17 protein-coding genes are annotated in these 17,754 nt (G+C 55.5%); 6 read left to right on the top strand and 11 right to left on the bottom strand.

Features of this window, described 5'->3' with window-relative positions:
* Positions 1 to 228: 228 nt before the first annotated feature.
* On the bottom strand, positions 229 to 1,389 hold the full coding sequence (locus tag AC0L6S_RS17300) for an acyl-CoA dehydrogenase family protein (protein WP_473425358.1): 1,161 nt from the start codon (positions 1,387 to 1,389) through the stop codon (positions 229 to 231).
* A gap of 434 nt (positions 1,390 to 1,823) precedes the next feature.
* Between AC0L6S_RS17300 and AC0L6S_RS17295 the strand changes: the two genes are divergently transcribed.
* From AC0L6S_RS17295 to AC0L6S_RS17285, 3 genes are read left to right on the top strand one after another with little or no spacing between them, the layout of a single operon-like run.
* Positions 1,824 to 2,411, top strand: coding sequence for an FAS1-like dehydratase domain-containing protein (locus tag AC0L6S_RS17295; RefSeq protein WP_473425357.1), 588 nt, complete (start codon positions 1,824 to 1,826; stop codon positions 2,409 to 2,411).
* Positions 2,408 to 2,872, top strand: coding sequence for a hotdog family protein (locus tag AC0L6S_RS17290; protein WP_473425356.1), 465 nt, complete (start codon positions 2,408 to 2,410; stop codon positions 2,870 to 2,872). The genes AC0L6S_RS17295 and AC0L6S_RS17290 overlap by 4 nt, the downstream gene beginning before the upstream one ends.
* Complete coding sequence (locus AC0L6S_RS17285; protein WP_473425355.1) at positions 2,869 to 4,083, top strand: CaiB/BaiF CoA transferase family protein; 1,215 nt, start codon at positions 2,869 to 2,871, stop codon at positions 4,081 to 4,083. Before AC0L6S_RS17290 ends, AC0L6S_RS17285 begins: the two co-directional genes overlap by 4 nt.
* Before the next feature lie 78 nt (positions 4,084 to 4,161).
* Here AC0L6S_RS17285 and AC0L6S_RS17280 read toward each other — a convergent pair whose 3' ends face one another.
* Together AC0L6S_RS17280 and AC0L6S_RS17275 are read right to left on the bottom strand one after the other, a co-directional pair.
* Positions 4,162 to 4,653, bottom strand: coding sequence for a lipocalin family protein (locus tag AC0L6S_RS17280; protein WP_473425354.1), 492 nt, complete (start codon positions 4,651 to 4,653; stop codon positions 4,162 to 4,164).
* A gap of 53 nt (positions 4,654 to 4,706) precedes the next feature.
* Positions 4,707 to 5,198, bottom strand: a complete 492-nt coding sequence (locus AC0L6S_RS17275) for a DUF2878 domain-containing protein (protein WP_473425353.1) — start codon at positions 5,196 to 5,198, stop codon at positions 4,707 to 4,709.
* A 249-nt stretch (positions 5,199 to 5,447) separates the two neighbouring features.
* Here AC0L6S_RS17275 and AC0L6S_RS17270 point away from each other — a divergent pair, with 249 nt between their 5' ends.
* A complete protein-coding gene (locus tag AC0L6S_RS17270; RefSeq protein ID WP_473425352.1) occupies positions 5,448 to 7,424 on the top strand; it encodes a propionyl-CoA synthetase in 1,977 nt (658 codons plus the stop codon).
* 24 nt (positions 7,425 to 7,448) lie between these two features.
* On the opposite strand, the gene AC0L6S_RS17265 is transcribed toward AC0L6S_RS17270, so the two are convergent.
* From AC0L6S_RS17265 to AC0L6S_RS17235, 7 genes are all read right to left on the bottom strand, one after another.
* Positions 7,449 to 7,946: a VOC family protein gene (locus AC0L6S_RS17265; RefSeq protein WP_473425351.1), complete on the bottom strand. Its 498-nt coding sequence runs from the start codon at positions 7,944 to 7,946 to the stop codon at positions 7,449 to 7,451.
* Positions 7,947 to 8,001: 55 nt separating this feature from the next.
* Positions 8,002 to 8,772, bottom strand: coding sequence for an SDR family oxidoreductase (locus AC0L6S_RS17260; protein ID WP_473425350.1), 771 nt, complete (start codon positions 8,770 to 8,772; stop codon positions 8,002 to 8,004).
* Positions 8,773 to 8,781: 9 nt separating this feature from the next.
* The gene (locus tag AC0L6S_RS17255) at positions 8,782 to 9,651 is read right to left on the bottom strand and encodes an LLM class F420-dependent oxidoreductase (protein WP_473425349.1); all 870 of its coding nucleotides are present in this window, start codon (positions 9,649 to 9,651) and stop codon (positions 8,782 to 8,784) included.
* Positions 9,652 to 9,711: 60 nt separating this feature from the next.
* Positions 9,712 to 11,937 carry a TonB-dependent receptor gene (locus tag AC0L6S_RS17250; protein WP_473425348.1) on the bottom strand — a complete coding sequence of 742 codons (2,226 nt, stop codon included), beginning with the start codon at positions 11,935 to 11,937 and terminating at the stop codon, positions 9,712 to 9,714.
* A 192-nt stretch (positions 11,938 to 12,129) separates the two neighbouring features.
* Positions 12,130 to 12,909: an SDR family oxidoreductase gene (locus AC0L6S_RS17245; protein WP_473425347.1), complete on the bottom strand. Its 780-nt coding sequence runs from the start codon at positions 12,907 to 12,909 to the stop codon at positions 12,130 to 12,132.
* Positions 12,910 to 12,912: 3 nt separating this feature from the next.
* Positions 12,913 to 13,464: a hypothetical protein gene (locus AC0L6S_RS17240; RefSeq protein WP_473425346.1), complete on the bottom strand. Its 552-nt coding sequence runs from the start codon at positions 13,462 to 13,464 to the stop codon at positions 12,913 to 12,915.
* Between the two features lies 1 nt (position 13,465).
* The gene (locus AC0L6S_RS17235) at positions 13,466 to 14,056 is read right to left on the bottom strand and encodes a nuclear transport factor 2 family protein (RefSeq protein ID WP_473425345.1); all 591 of its coding nucleotides are present in this window, start codon (positions 14,054 to 14,056) and stop codon (positions 13,466 to 13,468) included.
* A 109-nt stretch (positions 14,057 to 14,165) separates the two neighbouring features.
* On the opposite strand from AC0L6S_RS17235, the gene AC0L6S_RS17230 reads away from it, so the two are divergent.
* Together AC0L6S_RS17230 and AC0L6S_RS17225 are read left to right on the top strand one after the other, a co-directional pair.
* Positions 14,166 to 14,831 carry a TetR/AcrR family transcriptional regulator gene (locus tag AC0L6S_RS17230; protein ID WP_473425344.1) on the top strand — a complete coding sequence of 222 codons (666 nt, stop codon included), beginning with the start codon at positions 14,166 to 14,168 and terminating at the stop codon, positions 14,829 to 14,831.
* A 252-nt stretch (positions 14,832 to 15,083) separates the two neighbouring features.
* Positions 15,084 to 16,640 (top strand): hypothetical protein, encoded by a 1,557-nt coding sequence (locus AC0L6S_RS17225; protein ID WP_473425343.1) that lies wholly within the window; start codon positions 15,084 to 15,086, stop codon positions 16,638 to 16,640.
* A 67-nt stretch (positions 16,641 to 16,707) separates the two neighbouring features.
* Here the strand turns inward: AC0L6S_RS17225 and AC0L6S_RS17220 are convergent, their stop codons facing one another.
* A complete protein-coding gene (locus AC0L6S_RS17220; RefSeq protein WP_473425342.1) occupies positions 16,708 to 17,727 on the bottom strand; it encodes a DUF2242 domain-containing protein in 1,020 nt (339 codons plus the stop codon).
* Positions 17,728 to 17,754: the final 27 nt, after the last annotated feature.

The following is a 17,754-nucleotide window of genomic DNA, read 5'->3' as shown; positions in this document are numbered from 1 at the left end:
CTAGCAACAGCACAGCACAATGACCCGGTCAGCCACTTTATGTTGCCAAAAAGGATGGGGTACGGGTAGAAACACGTCTTCTGCAACGCACGGCCACTCTTCAAATAGGTATGAGACTGGATCAGGAGAGAGCTCGAACTGACCACCCTCACCACTGTACCCGTCAATAAGATACGTTATTCTTTTTGCCCTCTGGTCTATGTCAGAACGGCGTATTCCGAACACTACTCAAAGCGCCGATACATTGGGCTCCAGGCCAAACAAATGGGCACCAATCGTTTCCAGTGTAGGCTGCGAAACCATTATGTGTGTCTTCGCTACATGTATATCGCGGAAGTATCTCTGTAGTCTCGAGCTGCGGTATACGGCGCTACCGCCGCCGAGCTTGTACATCTCATCAACCACTCCAATGGAGCGCACTACTGCATTGGTTGTCGCCAGCCTGAGATCTCGCCGCTGCTCAACTCGCAGCGGCGACCCGTTCACCACCGACTCCCACATGTGCCGCAGCGTGTCGTAATAGTACACTCTGGCACTGCGCAGATCCGCCTCTGCCTGGGCCAGGGTGATCTGCGACACCTGATGCTCAGCAACAGTTTTTCGAGCACCCACCCGTTTTTTGGATACAGCCAGTGCAACCAATTCATCGATCGCAGCGCGTGCTATACCCAAACACACTGCAGCTATGCCAAGGGCAAGAAAGGTAAAACTCGGGAAGGCATACAGTGGAGTCAAAGCCTCTGCTTTTTTATTCAGGTAACCGACAACCTGATCTTCCGGAATAAAAAGATTCTCGACCAGATAATCGAGACTGCCGGTGCCACACAGACCGCTGACGTGCCAGGTATCCAGAAATTGAACGTCCGATTGCCGCATCAGCACCATATGGGTAAGAGGCTGGCCGTTCTTATCCAGCATAAGCTCACCCTTGTCGAAAAAAGTACACCCTCCCAGCACCCAAGCAGCATTCTGGCTCCCCGACCCCCACTGCCATTTGCCGGAGACATGAAACCCACCTGTGGTACGTTCTGCGCGGCCGCTGGGCGCATACGCACCTGTAATCAAAATGTCCCGATCTCTAAATACCTTCCGCGCTGTCGACTCGGAAACCGACGACAATGCTGTACCTGCGGTTGTACCGATAAACGCAACCCACGCAGCGGATGCATCCCCTGTCGCCAGAACTTCAAATACCCGGGAACTCAAAGCCGGCGGCGATTCTAGCCCACCCACAGACTTCGGGATGCCCATGCGATAAAACCCCGCCCTCGCCATTTTAAGGGAGATGTCAGGTGGCAGCCTACGTGCCTCCTCGATCTCATCCCCTCTCTCGTAGCACTGTCGTGCAAGCTCTGTCGCTGCTTCCAACAAGCTGTCCGCATCTGTCATGTGCTGCCCTTCCCGCTATGTATGGAATACGCGGCTCGAGCATCCTCACGATTGCTTCGGTGAGACGCTCGACGGCCAGAGCTACTGTGCATATCCATTTGTGAGTTTCATGGAATAGTAATCCAGGATGTGCTCCGACCCCAAATACGCGCGAATACTGCTTGCCAACCCACACCTTCAACGCCGAAGGTGTGGCACACCTCTGTGTGGTGTACTGAATTTGGCCTGAAAGGGCTATATAGCAAGAAGCCAACAGTGCTGTAGCGGGATCTATCGAGTCTCTGAATATTTTTTAACTTTACAGCCACGCATTGTGCTAATAGCCTTGGCGATAAAGTGCAGAATACATGCACTGACTCTCGGTTGTATCCGGCTGCTCAGACCATCTCAGGCCGCGCGCATAAACTCAGAATAAATATGGACAATACATTGCTATGAGCCAAATTCATCCCCTCGACTACGATCTCGAGGCCGTCAGAACAGAGTGGATCGGCAAGCTGATCAGTGAATCCGTGGGTCGCTACCCCGTGGAGTATGACCCTATTCGGCGCCACTGCCATATGGTCGGTGATCTGAATCCGGCATTCTTGGACCCCGATTTGGCCAGCACAGGCCCGTGGGGCGAGGTGATTTCGCCGCCCTCCATGTTGCCAACGTATTTCGCCTCGGGCGGCCCCTGGCCCCCGATGGAAAAAGACAACGCGGACTCCGACACACCGTTGTTTACGTTTGGCGTTCCCACCCCGGGTGATCGCGGCATCAACATGGAAGTGAGCTGGGAGTTCCTCGAGCCGATTCGCGTGGGTGACAAATTGCGCCTGGAACTGCGCATCGCCGATATCTTCAAGAAGCCCATAAAACTCGACCCCCATGCGATCTGGATCGTGGTAGAGACCTCGTTCATGAACCAACACGATGCCGTAGTCGCGAAATGGCGCAACACGATGCTGGTACATCGCGCCCCGGAGCAGGTTGCCAGGGATGCAGAGCGTGAAGCCGCGCACAGCGGAGGTGAAGCATGAGCAGCATCGATTACAGTGCGGAGCGCTACTGGGATGACGTGGCTATTGGCGAGGAGTTGCCAGGCTTCAGTGTCGAACTGGACGCTACACAAATGGTACTGCAGGTGAGCGGTTCTCAGGATTGGAACCTGGTTCACCACGACACGGCCTTCGCGCAGGACAGCGGCATGCCCGGCATCTTCTACAACACCGGCTGGACCACGGGCATGCTGGGCCGTTTGCTCACAGACTGGGCCGGACGCAGCGGCTGGGTGGAGAAGCTCAGCTTCCAGATGCGCGGAATGAACAGTTCAGGCGCAGTGGTGCGGGCTCATGCCAGAGTGACAGGCAAACGCATGGACGACAGCCGCGCATTGATAGACCTGGACATTTTTCTGGAGAATGATCAGGTGGGCGTGACCACGCCAGGCAAGGCCACGGTCAGGCTGCCGCGCAAGTCAGATGAGGCTCAACAAACATGAGTTCATCAAAAGCCGGGGCTATACCACAGGGCCCGCTACAGGGCATCAAGGTACTGGATATCGGCAGTATGGTCGCGGCACCGCTGGCGGCTGGCGTACTGGCCGATCAGGGCGCTGAGGTTATCAAGGTCGAAACACCGGGCATAGGGGACCTGACGCGCTATGTGGGTGCCACCTGCAATGGTGTGAGCGCCATTTTCCAGGGTGTGAATCGCGGCAAGCGCAGCATCGCGATCGACCTCAAGTCAGACGCTGGTGTAGACATACTGCACCGTATGATTCGGGACGTGGATGTCATCATTCACAACTTCCGCCCGGGCGTGGCCGAAAGGCTGCAAGTAGACTACAACACGCTCGCAGCGATTAACCCGGCGCTGATCTATGTCTCGGTCAGCGGCTTCGGACACGAGGGCCCAATGGCGCAGAAAGCGGCCTATGACAATGTTGTACAGGCTTTCGCCGGCGTCGCGATGAGCCAGCGCGATGCGCAGACCGGCGAGCCTGCGCAGTACAAACACCTGTTTGCCGACAAACTGACGGCGATGATGGCAAGCCAGGCGATTACCGCAGCGCTGCTCGCCCGCGAGCGCGGTGCAGGGGGGCAGCAGGTGAAGCTGTCGATGGTGGACGTAGTCACCAACTTTATGTGGCTGGACGCGGCAGGGACTGCGACATTCAAGTCGGAGGACGCCGATCCGGGTATGCAGATATCGAAAGATTCCAGGCTGATCAAGTTCAAGAATGGCTACGGTCAGGCGGCGCCTGTATCCGATAGCGACTTTCACGGCTGGTGCGCCGCTTTTGGCGTCGACTCCGGTGACCCGCGCCTGACCACCGTCATTGAACGGCTGCAACACGAGGATATGGTCAACGACATCAGCCGCCAGATCTTTGAGCGCGGGGTGGAGCTCGATACGGAAGAGACGCTGGCAAAGCTCGATGCCGCCGATGTGCCCTGCGCCCGCGCCAATGCACTACACGAATTGCCGGCGAATCCACAAATGCAGGCCAACAAACTGTTTGTTGAGAGCGAACACCCCCGAGCCGGCCCCATTGTGGAACCGCGCAATCCGGTGAACTTCAGTAAGACACCCTCGGGCTGCGGCTTCCCCAGTGTCGCACTGGGCGAAAATACCGATGCTATCCTGCTCGAGCTGGGCTTCGATGACGACGCTATCGGGCAGATGAAAGCGTCCGGTGCGGTGATGTAAATCGGCACAGGGCGCAACTGTTTGCCGGGAAAGGCGCGCCTATACAGTGCCGGACATGGCCATCGGGCGCACGGATATTCACTGCTGCGGAAAGATCAACTCACTGGTATCAAAACCGAGCTCGGTGGCCCGGGCGATAAAGTGCTCCAGCAACGCCGGATCAACATCTGGCGTTCGAGACAGGAACCATAGACAGTCTGTTTCCGGCCCGGATACGAACGCATATTGGTAGTTCTCTTCATCCAGTTCAAAGACAACGTACGAGCCGTAGAACGGGCCAAAGAAACTGACTTTTAGATAGCCCAGGTTACTGGCTTCAACAAAATAGGCTTTGCCCTCGGCCTCTTTCCAGCGGTCCTCTTCTGCCAGAAAACCCCGGTTCAGCACACGCAAACCTCCATCGTCGCGCAGGGAATACTCTGCTGTAACCTTTACCATGCCCCTCTCAAAGGAGTGATCCAGCCGGGCGATCTCATACCACTGGCCGAGATAGCGATCCGCGTCAAAGTCCTGTACCGGCGTAACCGACGTTGGATAGCCCAGGCAGCCGCTGAGAAGTAGAGCGACCATGAGTGGCAGCAGGATCCTGCCGATGTGCGATAGGCGGGGAGTGCTCGCGGTAATCATCTGCTATTCAGTCTCGGAAGTTGTAACAACAGAGGGAATAGTACAGCCCAGACGACGAAAATAGTAATGGGGCCAAAAACCACCGACTCAAAGGCGACGCTTGAGAGTCGCGTTCCGGCGATAAACGATGCTGTTCCGCCGACGCCGCCCAGCAGCGCCGCGAATACATACCGGCCCTGCAAGCTGGAAAAGGCATGCATCAATGTCGTGCCCAGCACCGGCCACAGGCAGAACAGCCACAGCGGTGGCAGCGCTTGACGCCCCGCCACGTTGAATACGCCGACATAGAACAGTATCTGATCGATGATCGCGCCGATCAGGGCGACCTGGGCGATGACTTTCACCTCTTGAAAACCCCTGCCCATCAGCGCGAAATGCACCAGCAGGTGCAAGGTCGCCGCAGCAGGTGCGATTACCGGCGACTCAGTCGTTACGATCACCAACCAGGTGACGTTGAACAGCAGCCCATTAATGATGGTGTACAGCATTGATTTACGCCTTGAAATACCGGGAATATACGCAGAACTACCCAAGCCAGATCAGTCCGGGACCAACACCGCATATCCATAGGCCTGGCTGTCATCCGAAGCTGTTACCAATTGGCTCACACGCTGGTGCCGTCGCAATGACGATAACACCTAATGTGTCATCACTGTGACACCGATGCCCAAAATTGTTAGATTGCGGTTGGGGGGCAAGGGCTTTCCAAAACACACTTAACCGGTTTCAGTGACCGGGTGGGTCTTACAGATGATCTGGCTGGCATCGACTGCCGCTTCCATCTGCTTTTTGACCAGCGCGGGTTGAACCAGCAAGGGCTGCACATGTCGAACTACCACAATACCTGGCAACAGTGGCAAAACGATCCCGAGGATTTTTGGGCGGAGGCGGCGACATCGCTGGTCTGGGACAAACCTTGGCAACAGGTACTCGATCAATCCACACCGCCTTTCTATCGCTGGTTTGTCGGGGCAGAAACCAATACCTGCTATAACTGTGTTGACCGCCATGTAGACGAAGGGCGCGGCGAGCAGGCGGCGTTGATCTACGACAGCCCGGTGACCGATACCATACGCACTTACACCTTCAGCGAGCTGCAATCTGCAGTCGCCCGCTTTGCCGGGGTGCTGGCAGGGCTGAATGTCACAAAGGGCGACAGGGTCGTGATCTACATGCCGATGATCCCCGAGACGGCCATCGCAATGCTGGCCTGCGCCCGGATCGGCGCTGTTCACTCGGTCGTTTTTGGCGGCTTTGCCGCTGAGGAGTTGGCCAAGCGTATCAATGACGCGGCACCCAGAGTCATACTGTGCGCCTCGCACGGCATAGAGCCCAACAGGGTGGTGGAGTACAAACCCCTACTCGATAACGCTATTGCGCTCGCTACCAGCAAACCGGAGCACTGCGTGGTTTTTCAGCGGGAGAACAGCCGTGCTGAACTGGTGGCCGGGCGAGATATCGATTGGCAGGAGGCGCTCAGCAGCGCCGAGCCCGCAGATTGCGTACCGGTCGCCGCAACCGATCCCCTGTATATCCTGTATACATCCGGCACGACCGGTGTGCCCAAAGGCGTGGTACGCGACAACGGCGGCCATATGGTCGCGCTGAAATGGTCGATGGCGAACATCTACGGCGCCAGGCCGGGCGAAGTGTACTGGGCGGCATCGGATGTCGGCTGGGTGGTGGGGCACTCGTATATCGTTTACGCACCGCTGCTGAATGGCAACACCACCGTCATGTTTGAGGGCAAACCTGTGGGAACGCCCGACGCCGGTGTGTTCTGGCGGGTCATCGAACAACACGAGGTAAAGACATTCTTTACCGCGCCCACGGCTTTTCGGGTGATTAAAAAGGAAGACCCCGATGGAGAGTTACTGAAGAAGTACGATACGGATTGTCTGCGAGCGCTGTTTCTGGCGGGCGAGCGCGCCGACTCCGATACCATTCAATGGGCGCAGGATCAGCTTCAGGTACCGGTCATTGATCACTGGTGGCAGACGGAAACGGGCTGGCCACAGGCGGCTAATCCGCTCGGCCTTGGTTTGCTGCCGGTGAAATACGGCAGTGCCACGGTGCCGGTGCCGGGCTTTGATATCCAGGTACTGGATGAAACAGGCCATGCATTGCCGCCAGGTAAAACCGGGGCGCTGGCGATCAAGCTGCCGCTGCCGCCCGGTTGTCTGCAGACGCTGTGGCAGGACGATCAACGCTTTATCGACTCCTATCTGTCAGAGTTTCCCGGCTATTACGCAACGGCCGATGCCGGCTACATTGATGATGACGGCTATGTTTTTGTAATGAGCCGCCTCGATGACGTGATGAACGTCGCCGGTCATCGTTTATCGACTGGCGGTATGGAGGAGGTCATCTCCAATCATCGGGCTATCGCCGAGTGTGCGGTGCTGGGGGTGAAGTGCGAGATTAAAGGGCAGGTACCGGTGGGGCTTGCGGTGCTCAAAGCGGGCACGGATATCACCGAGCAGCAGTTGGAGAAAGATGTAGTTGCAATGATCCGCCAGGACATCGGACCTCTGGCAAGCTTCAAGGTGTTGCGCGTGGTAAAGCGCCTGCCCAAAACACGCTCGGGAAAAGTGCTACGCGGTACGATGCGCAAAATAGCCGATGGTGAACCCTACCCAATGCCGGCAACGATTGATGACCCGGTTATTCTCGAGGAGATTGCTGCAGTACTGGCCACTGTTGAAGTCGATTAAGCTGACGCCCCGTGCTCTCTGCCCTCACGACTGACTGCCCGCCGAATCCTGGACAGGTTCACCCGGTGCGACAGAGGGATCACCCGGCAGCTGGATAAGCTCAATCCTCACGCCATCGGGGTCAGTAATATAAATGAGCTCAACGCCGATGTCGGCCTGTCCGACGCGGGTGTGCTCCAATACTACACCATGGTAATCCGCGACCTTCGCGAGCGCCTCACCGGTATCTGATACACGCACGGCCAGATGCGTCAAACCCAGCCTGTTGAACTCGCCCCTCTCGCCGGAACCCGAGGGCGGCGGGACATCAAATTGCATCAGCTCCAGGCGCATGTTATCCCGCTCAAGGAAGTGTGAACGGAGCTGAACATCCTGAGCATCGACCTCAATGAGTTGGCCAATTTCGGCACCCACCGCGGTGCGAGAGACTTCCACAAAGCCGAGCACCTGAGTATAGAACGCAATAGATCGTTCCAGGCTGGAGACACAAATGCCCAGATGAGAAAAATGTTGGATGCTCACACGCTTACTCCTTTAGTTCCCGACAGACGCACGATGAATGCTGCAAATGAAATGCCTATAGTTGTGGCGCTATGCGATTCAGTTTTCCCGCACTGGTACCACCGTCGGCAATAAACTCGGCACCGGTACTGAAACTCGATTCGTCGCTCGCCACGAAAGCGATCATACGCGCGATTTCATCAGGCATACCTACACGTGGTAACGCCGAGTCTTCATAGAAGGTGCTCGCTTCCTCGACCGATATCAGCTCCGAAGCATGCATGGGTGTGTAGATACCACCGGGATGAACACTGTTCACCCGTATCCCGTACTTGCCCATTTCGATAGCAGCGGCCTTTGTCATACCCCGCACCGCCCATTTGGTAGCAGAATAGGCTGTCAGGCTATTCATCGACTGTAGGCCATCGATGGAGGAAACATTGACGATAGCACCGCCACCAGCAGCTTTGAGCGCTGGAAACACAGCGCGCATACCGAGGAAAACACCCAGTTGATTGACCCTGAAACTCGACACAAACTGCTCCTCGGTCATATCGAGGACCGTGGCCTGAACCAGAATCGCCGCATTGTTTACCAACACAGAGAGCACACCGAACTCACAGGCGGCGCGCAGTGTCGCCTCCCATTCTGACTGCACGCTGACATCCAGCTTTTGAAAAATGGCACGCTCACCCAGTTCCGCCGCCAGCTTCGTGCCCTCTGACTCCAACACATCGGCAATCACGACTTTAGCGCCGCGCTCCACCAGCAGCCGCACAGTGGCCTCACCGATACCCCGCGCGCCTCCGGTGACTATCGCCACCTTGTCATCAAAGCTATAGGCCAACGGAAACTCCTATCGAAAGTGCGAGATGATGTCGTCAGCGAACTGCCGGATACCATCAATCTTTTTCTCCAGCGACGGGTTCTCACCGTGGTAGAACACCCAGGGCATAGTGAGCAGGTGGCTCACACCACCCTCGTGCAATCGTTGATAACCCTGCAGCTCCCAGGCATCGTTCGCGGACGCCATCACATCAAAGGGCAGGTGGCTTCTGCCGTACTCACTGCGGTAGTTTTGAATGGTCGCCACAGTCTCCAGAATCTCGTCGGTGGATTGCAAGTCGCTGAGCCATCCATCACCAAGACGCGCGGCGCGCCGATGGGCCGCGTCCGATATTCCTCCCACCCAGACAGGTATGGGTGCGGATGGCGCTGGGTTCATCTCAAGCCGATCAAAGTTATAGTACTTGCCGTGGTATTCCACCATCTCGCCGGACCACAACAGCGGCAGAATTTCCAGAATCTCGTCGCAGCGTTTACCGCGTGTATGAAAATCCTGCTCCATCAGCTGATACTCATCCTTGCTCCAGCCCACCCCGATGGTCAGAGTGACCCGGTTGTCGGATAGCGCGGCGGCCGTGCTGACCGCCTTTGCAACCTGAAACGGGTTGCGAATCGGCAATACGAATACGTTGTTGGTGAACCGCAAGCGTTTGGTCACAGCAGCACAGGCGCCAATAGCAACCCAGGGGTCTGGCCAGTCGGAAAAAGCCTCCCAGCGTCGCTCGCCAGTTTCAGTGTAGGGGTAGGCGGTCTTAATTGTCTCGGGATGCACAATATGGTCGGAGAACGCTATCGTATCCCAGCCGCATTCATCTGCGGCCTGCGCCAGTGGCAAAATTTCCTCTATCTGGCTGAAAGCCATCGGAATCACAAACTTCATACTGAATTTACGCTCTTGAGTAATGGAAAAAAGCGGCGTCACCGCCGCACAGGACCCTTTCTAGAAAAAGTTCATTCTAACAGCAGCACCGTAACGGCGGCCGGGCACATAGTCCAGTAAACTCATCATGCCAGGGCTGCTCAAGGTCACGCTGGACAGAAAGACATCGTCTTTGTCACCTACATTTTCCACAAACAATTCTACTTCGTACCGTCCCTCTCGACTGCTCCACAGGGCTCTCAAGTCCGTAATGAAATAGGACTCCACCTTATCAATTTCCAGATTCTGAGGGCGGCGATAGAAGTCATCCCGGTAACTGGTCTGCGCTGTGAACAACACCTGTCCGAGATCATCCATCGGCAGGTTGTACTGCGCGACCAGACTACCGCTCCACTTCGGCGCATCAGACAGTTCATTGCCCGAGAGATCCTGAGGCTTCCCGGCAGTACACCCGGAATCCACAACCGTTACCGGCTGGTAAGGATCCTGCGAACAGAAGCTGTCGAACTCTGTATCCATGTAGCCCAGTGAAGCCATCAATGTCATGTTCTCAATGGGAATGTACTGTAGATCGATCTCCAGACCTTCGATGGTTGCATCTGCAGCATTTTCTACCAGTGGCAGGGCATCAATCAGCTGCGTTACCTGTAGATCCTTATAGTCGTAGTAGAACGCCGCGGCGTTCAGTTGCAGGCTGTTATCCAGCCAGCGGGACTTAAGGCCAATTTCATACGCGTCCAGTTGCTCCGGTTCAACCTTGCCGGTAGAGCCGTCTGCAATTTGCTGTAATTTTCCTGCCTTGTAACCATTGGCGTACTTTGCGTAGGCCATGACACTCCCGGTGATGCTCCAGCGTGCACCGAACTCCCCGGTCGTTTTGGAGAAGTTTTCGCTACCGGAGAATTCACCCTTGGAAAGATCGAGGTTCAACGGTATCTCTATGCCTGGCGACCCCAGAGGAAACCCTGTGGGGGCAAATAGCTGCTGATCACCTGAAAGCTTGGTTTTGTCCTTATTTTCACGGATACCACCAAAGAGAACGACATCTGGCGCTGAGTCCAGCACCTGAGAGAGGTCGTATTCCATACTTAAAAATACCGCGCGGGATTCATTGTCGGTAGACTGCGGCGAATCACCCACGATGTTGATACCCAGACCACTGTCAACTGCGATGCCCTGCAGCGATACGTCTACATCCATATTGAAATCGGAATAGAACACTCCGGCAATCCAGTTCAAGGCGCCATCACCGCGCGAACTAATACGAAACTCACCCGTCGTTTGCTTGCGTTTGAACTCGTTGATCGTATCCAGAATCGCGACCTCGGTACCATCGGCATCAATAAGAATATCGATGTCGCTATCTGTTCTACCCGCGATCAGAAACAGTTCTATATCACCAAGCACCGGCACGCTATCGAGGTTCCAGGTGACATCGCCATCAACCCTGTGCAAGCTGGAGCCACCATTGTTGCCAAACGGGTTGTTGACATTGTTTCCGATGATCCCCGAGTTAACCTTGGTGACGTCGTTGACTGGCAGGCCTGTGACACCAAGCTCTTCCAGTAAGGTACCGCGGCGAATTTCCAGCGGCTGGGAGTTGACCTGCTGATCGTGATTGTCTTCCTGGTAGATATAGCGCAGCCCCAAGGACACATCCTCGGTTGGCGCAGACGTGAGGTAAACGCGATACCACTGTCGTTTCCTCGCATTGGGGTCGTCGTCACCGGAGGCTGCCAGATTGTCATAGGTGGCCTCGATATCATCGTAGGCGAAGGCAGCACGCATCGCGAGCTTTTCACCCATCAGCGGAGCGTTGACATACCCCCTGACCAATTGCCCGGTGTTATCGTGTTCTGTTTCTCTCACCTGATAGTCGATCGAGCCAGAGTAAGTATCTTCCGGCCTCTGCCAGCGTACATCAATCGCACCGGCAGTGGCATTGCGTCCGAACACAGTTCCCGAGGGACCACGCAGTACCTCGATTGAGGACAGGTCGTAGTAAGGCGACTCGATACCTGTCTCCGCAATGAACAATCCGTTGACATGCTGGGCAACAGGCTGCGGCGCGTTACTACCCTGGTAGCCGGCCGCAGCAATACCCCGGATACTCAGTTTTTCCGGCGTCTTCGCCACGATATTGGGAATGACATTCGCGATATCGCGGACACTGAGTATGTTCAATTCCTGAATCAGCCCAGATGACAACGGAGAGACCGATGCAGGTACATCCTGTACCAGTTCCTTGCGCTTGGATACAGTAACAACGACTTCTTCAAGCATCATCCCGGAACCAGCCTTCCGGCTTGTGGATGGGTCGGCTTCAGTATCAGTTGCCGCGAGTGCAAACGGCTGAGCTGTGAGAACGGCGCCAACTGCAAGACAGAGGGCGAAATCTTTTCTATTATTTTTATTGCAGTTCATTTTCTACCTACCTGGTCCGAAGACTCGTTGTTATATGTAGTGTGTGCGTGGTACTCAGGGCATGAATTCTCCGCCGTTCACATCCAGGCTCGCGCCGGTAATCACTTTGGCCATCGGTGATGCAAGGAAGATCACTGCGTTAGCGCAGTCCCCATCATCGGGGATTTCGCCCAGCGGAATATTCTTGGCAACCTCACCTTTGATTGCATCCAAAGTGGTACCACTGGCGTCTGCGGCGACTTGCAGGCTACGTTCTACAGCGTCACCCCACATCCAGCCCATAACGACCGAGTTTGCCCTGATGCCATATTTTCCGAGTTCAAGTGCAAGGGATTTGGTTGCACCCAACAACGCGCCCTTGGATGCGACGTAGGCTCCCTGGTTTTCCAGCGGCTTGCGAAAGATCATGGAGTTCACATTCACTATCGATGCATTACCTGACGCTTTAAGCGCAGGTAGCGCACTCTGCGTCATTCGCATGGTGCCCAGCAGATTGACATCCAGTGGACCCTGCCATTCATTGAGATCAACGTCCTCGAACGCAACGTAAGGCCCGGGGTTATAGGCGCTGTTCAATAGCGCGTCCACGCCACCGAATGCTTCGACAGTTTTGTTCACCAGGTTGTCACACTGAGCCTGATCGGTGATATCTGTAGGCACAGTGATCAGCCTGGCGGTATCTACACCTAGCTCTGCACTCAATGTCGCCAGATACTCCTCATTGCGACAGGCCAGAGCCACTCGCGCGCCCTCGCGTAAACAGCCTCTTACAAGCTCTTGCCCCAGACCGGGGCCGACCCCGGAAATAATGACTGACAGGCCTTTCAGAAGCATCGGCTAGCCCTCGCCTGTTTCATTGAGTTTAAGCGGGGCCATTTCTTTCGCCTCAGCCTCGCGAGCTGCCAGTACCGCCAGAGTTTCCGCACTGGTTGCATCCCACGCAGCTTTGGCCTCTTTCCATGCGGCCATACCTTTTTCGAGGTCAATAGGGTTGTAGACGGTTTCTACATAGTGAAACATGCCGTTCCCGTGGTACTTCAGCAAGATGAACATACGTGCCTGATGATTGCTGCCATCGCCGGGGTCTGTGAAACGTGCCCACCACAATGACCAAACCCAATCCCGCTCTTCATCGATATAGTAATCTTCGACCGGGTAGCGATTCAGCCGCACCCAGGGCGTGTCACCGGTCTGATGCATCACTTTGCTTATTTCACGGACAATCCCCTCACGTTTTCCAAGACGACCCAGCACCGCGTCATACATTGTGGCGTCTGGGCGCAGGGCCTTGCCGAACTGGTTCCAGTCTGTTGTCATAGCGGCGAAATTCAGCGCATCGTGAAAACCCCAGAACGCATTTTCAACTTCTTCTCTTGAAAACATCCCCATGTTATAACCCCTCCGGATTCGGCTGTTTTTCTGCAAATGCACGAGCGGCCTCTGCTTTTTCCTGTAACGCTTTTTGTCGCTGTTCAGACGTCTCCTTGTGTGCATTCCATACCGGCAACCACTTTTCCATCATGTCCAGAAACTCTTGCGGGTTATAGAGATCCTCCTCGTAAGAGAACTGGCCATTGCCGGCGTATTTGAAGAGGTTGAAACAGTTGGATTGGTGAATAGAGCCGTCACCCGGGTCATCCATACGATTCCAGATCAGCGCCCAAACCCAGCCGCGCTCTACGTCAATCACATAGGCTTCCACGGGATACTGGTTACACATTACCCAGGGGTCGGATACCACACCGTTATCGCGGCTCTCATAGCCAAGTTCCTCGTTGCCACTTAAGTGCATCACGGCGCTCATATTGCGCACGATCGCATCGCGGCCGGCCCAGGCTCCCAGGTTCCGCTCAATGTAGGTGCAGTTCTCGGTGAACATATTGCCCCAGTATGTCCAATCACCGGAGCGAGCGGCCTTCAGCCCCATGGCTTGATACTGCGTAAAGGCTTCGTCTATTTCTTCTCGTGACCAACGACCCATATCGTGTCCTCTTGTTTAGAATTTTTAACATAAACATGATTTCAGGTTCAGGTTATATTAGATTAAGATTACAGCTTGTCAACTGATTTCGAATATAGGTCAGGGACTGATGGACGGAACATCCGGGCTCAGAGCAAAAAAATCGACACGCGGCGGTGGTCCGCCACCCCCGAAGCAGCAGCGCAGTAAAGAGAAGCTGGAGCGCATTCTGAATGCGGGGTATGAAATTGCCGCAGAAGTGGGGTTTGAGGCAACTACCCTGGCCAAAATTGCCGAACGGGCTGGCGTGGCAACGAGTACGGTCTATACGCGCTTCAAAGACAAAGAAGCTTTGCTGCATGCGCTGCACGAGGCGGCAACGGAGCGCAGCAGAACAACCATTGCAGAGGCCTATCAGGAGCAGCACTGGCAGGAGCGCTCCCTGAAAGAAGTACTGACCGATGTAATCAACTTGTCATTGCAGCTGACAGAACAGATGGCCGGGTTTCAAAAAGCCTGTTACCAGCGCGCGCTGTCCGATCCCGTCTTTGCCAGCCGGGAGGCGCTGGTCCGCAAGGAACTTCTGCATAAAACACGGGAACTGTTCGCCAGCAAAGCCGATGAAATTGGCCATCCCAACCGGGAAGTCGCCGCGCAGTTTTTCGTGGCACTGTATGTCAGCGTGATTACAGAACACGTCATGACCAATGCGTTTCCAGCCGAGGCGTTGGACAGCCAACAGATTGGCCAGGAGTTGTTGGATGCCTGCATGCGTTACTTGCAGTTGGATTCGTAAGTAGACTTTTCACGCGATTTCACTGGCGTCTCAGAAATAATTCTCAGCTGATTTTCAACCTATGGTGTTAGACCACGCGTCGGAACTTCCCTAGCAGACCAGTGGCAATTCGTCCGCGCTACCTCTGCAGCGATTTATCATTAATTTGGAGAGAGTTTTCACCGTACGATGGTAAACTTAACTGCGCGGTAAACTTCAACCTAACAACAGCTCCGTTGCTGCACACAGCCATAATAATGAAGGGAGTAGCCAATGACTCACACCATCAAGCTTTTCATGATCGCCTCTTGCCTGACAACACTGCTTATCGCCTGCAGCGACAGCAATGATCCTGATGCTCCGGCACCCGATCCGGCCCTGGCCTACGACTTGCCGGGTGATATTGCCGCCGCCAATCAATCCGATGTCGACGAGTACTCATGGAAAACCTTTTTGGCCCTTAACGCGCCAGAAGTAGGTGCGAGGGTTTCCCTGTATGGCGACAACCCGACCCAGTATAGCGCGTGGTCTTCTTCTTTCGAGTTGATACGGTGTAATCTCGACGATACCGACTGTGTTTGCCCGGATGGCGACTGCAGCAACTCAGGTACGCGCTACTATCCGCCGGAGTGCCAGGAGGTAGAGAATCACACGCAATACCGCGTATTGGACAATGCGAACAAGGCCGATGACAGCTTTCTCGAGGCACAGACGGGCGGCCTGTCCAACAGTCCGGTGCTCACTTCACAGGGCGATTTTGTTCGCTACGAAATTCTCGTCAATCCCGCATTTTACAAACATGTGGTCGACAACCGCTACTATGACTGGGAAAACCTCTACACACTGAATGAAGACGTAGCGAACCTGTGCGGTGACGAATCCTACACCGGCGGCGACCCCGCCAATCCGCGATCAGGAACATACGAGGTGAAACTGGCCTGGATGGAACAGGGTTTACCCGATACAAACTACCACCGGGAAGACCTGCTCGTTTACACGCCCTCCTATCGCAGCAGCACGGGTACAGCTTCGTGTGAGCTGAAATCGATGGCTATGGTGGGGATGCATATCGCGCACAAGACACTGAAGCAGCCCAACTACACCTGGTCTACATTTGAACACAAGGACAACTCACCGGAATGCGGCGGGCTGCCCTCGGCGGGATCACAGGGTAGCTCGTCTGCCAATGAAAATTGTCCTGAGGCCAGCACACTCACCCGCAACTACCACTTCGCCTCACCGGAGTGCGCGGACGGCAGCTGTGCCAAGTGCAACGTCACCCCCGATAGCAACGACCCGCAGAACCTGTGTGTTACCGACCCGAATGGAAAACAGGTTGGCTGGTGTCTTGATCAACCGCCTGCGGCAGTCGCTGGCAAATCCCAGCTCTGCCGCCAGGTGCCGATCGAAGCCAATTACCCCAGCGCCTACCAGTGGAATAACACCTATGCAGAGCTGCTGGGTGAGTCCTCTGTATGGAGCAACTATCAACTGGTTTCAACGCAGTGGTATGAGTTCGACAGCGCCCCGGTTGGCTGTGCCAATGCAGCGCCTGACTTCGCCAGTAGCAGCAGCAGGGTACAGCAGCGCCCGCAGGTAAACGTCTCGTCCCCGGAGGGGCAGACGCGGCCTTTCCTCGGCAACAACTCCATGGAGTCTTACGAGCGTTCCAACTGCAACGCCTGCCACGGTAAATCGACCATCAAGCAACAGGATGGCACAACGCGGTATATGGATTTCGTCTATTGGATCCCGGTGGAATCCTGCGCGGTTTGGTGTGACCTGAATTCAGTGGATCCCTGCAGCTGCTACGATGCCATCAGTCAGTAGGTAGCACTGGCGTTTCTGCACAGCACGGAAGAAGTACACGGGCATCACTGCGTCGGGCAGGGATGCCCTAAAACAGATTCTCTATCCCGTCCGTATCTTCCTGCTGCGAACTGCCTTGCGGTGCTACCTGCCGGGTATCGGTTGCCGCAGGCAGCGACCACTCAGGATTAATTCCCAGCGGCTCCTCATCCGGGGAGATGCCAAGCGGTTCTTCATCGGGGGCGATTGGAGGATCGATTCCCAAAGGCTCTTCCTCGATCGCCGGTGCGATGGAGGTAGACGGTGCTGCTGTCGGTAGCACTGAGACCGGCTCTAACAGAGTACCCGAAAGGGGGTCCAGACCAGAGTCCACTTGCTCTGTGGCAGGAACCGGAGACACCTGCTGCACGGGCTCTCGCGGTGCTGCAGACTCAACCTCCGCTGCGGTCTCACCCGGAGCAGTCTCATCTGGTGCGGTGTCGCCCGGGGCCGTCTGCTCCGGGAACAACTCGGGCCATATCGCAGACTGTGTCGGCGGCTCCTCGGCTTCTTCCTCAGGTGGCGCTTCCTGCGGTTCTTCCACCGGTGGTTCGCTATCCTTGCCGGCATTCATTTCGGTCAGCTGAGTTTCCACGGCGGTAAAAAAGCGTTTGTAGAAATCCTTGTCGTCTATGGTTTCCTCAGACACTTTCACCAGCGAATCGATACTCTGCCCAATGGGAAGCGAGATAGAACCCAGCGCACTCAGGCCAACACTGGCGGAGCTGGTGTTCTTTTTCATGTCATATGTACTCAGCACACCAGTGGCAAAAACGGTACTGCCGTTGCTTTCGGGCACACACACCACATTCATCTCGATGAAGGTGTTCTCACCCCTGGTAGCCTTGCGCGCCTTGACCTCGTCGCTATTGGCTAGCTCAATCAGGTAGCCCTGGCCGAGCAGCGAGCGGCGGGCGCTTTCACACGACAGAGTGACATCCTCCGTCACTCTAAGCTTGAACGGACTATCGTTGGAAAAGCTCTCATCGACATAGACGGCCTTTTTGCTGCAGGCGACCAGCAACAGGGCACTGAAGAGGAGAAACAGTATTTTCGATCTGTAAGTCATAACGCTGCTTGGTTGTGTACAGGGAGT

It is taken from the genome of Halioglobus sp. D3-4, assembly GCF_055809315.1.
Note: the sequence above shows the minus strand (reverse complement) of the source record. Positions and strands in the feature narration are given on the sequence as shown.

Coding starts and splice junctions, on each gene's coding strand:
- AC0L6S_RS17285 (WP_473425355.1), top strand. CDS start 2,869: ATGAGTTCATCAAAAGCCGGGGCTATACCACAGGGCCCGCTACAGGGC.
- AC0L6S_RS17280 (WP_473425354.1), bottom strand. CDS start 4,653: ATGGTCGCTCTACTTCTCAGCGGCTGCCTGGGCTATCCAACGTCGGTT.
- AC0L6S_RS17255 (WP_473425349.1), bottom strand. CDS start 9,651: ATGAAGTTTGTGATTCCGATGGCTTTCAGCCAGATAGAGGAAATTTTG.
- AC0L6S_RS17300 (WP_473425358.1), bottom strand. CDS start 1,389: ATGACAGATGCGGACAGCTTGTTGGAAGCAGCGACAGAGCTTGCACGA.
- AC0L6S_RS17240 (WP_473425346.1), bottom strand. CDS start 13,464: ATGGGGATGTTTTCAAGAGAAGAAGTTGAAAATGCGTTCTGGGGTTTT.
- AC0L6S_RS17245 (WP_473425347.1), bottom strand. CDS start 12,909: ATGCTTCTGAAAGGCCTGTCAGTCATTATTTCCGGGGTCGGCCCCGGT.
- AC0L6S_RS17230 (WP_473425344.1), top strand. CDS start 14,166: ATGGACGGAACATCCGGGCTCAGAGCAAAAAAATCGACACGCGGCGGT.
- AC0L6S_RS17220 (WP_473425342.1), bottom strand. CDS start 17,727: ATGACTTACAGATCGAAAATACTGTTTCTCCTCTTCAGTGCCCTGTTG.
- AC0L6S_RS17295 (WP_473425357.1), top strand. CDS start 1,824: ATGAGCCAAATTCATCCCCTCGACTACGATCTCGAGGCCGTCAGAACA.
- AC0L6S_RS17225 (WP_473425343.1), top strand. CDS start 15,084: ATGACTCACACCATCAAGCTTTTCATGATCGCCTCTTGCCTGACAACA.
- AC0L6S_RS17290 (WP_473425356.1), top strand. CDS start 2,408: ATGAGCAGCATCGATTACAGTGCGGAGCGCTACTGGGATGACGTGGCT.
- AC0L6S_RS17235 (WP_473425345.1), bottom strand. CDS start 14,056: ATGGGTCGTTGGTCACGAGAAGAAATAGACGAAGCCTTTACGCAGTAT.
- AC0L6S_RS17275 (WP_473425353.1), bottom strand. CDS start 5,198: ATGCTGTACACCATCATTAATGGGCTGCTGTTCAACGTCACCTGGTTG.
- AC0L6S_RS17250 (WP_473425348.1), bottom strand. CDS start 11,937: ATGATGCTTGAAGAAGTCGTTGTTACTGTATCCAAGCGCAAGGAACTG.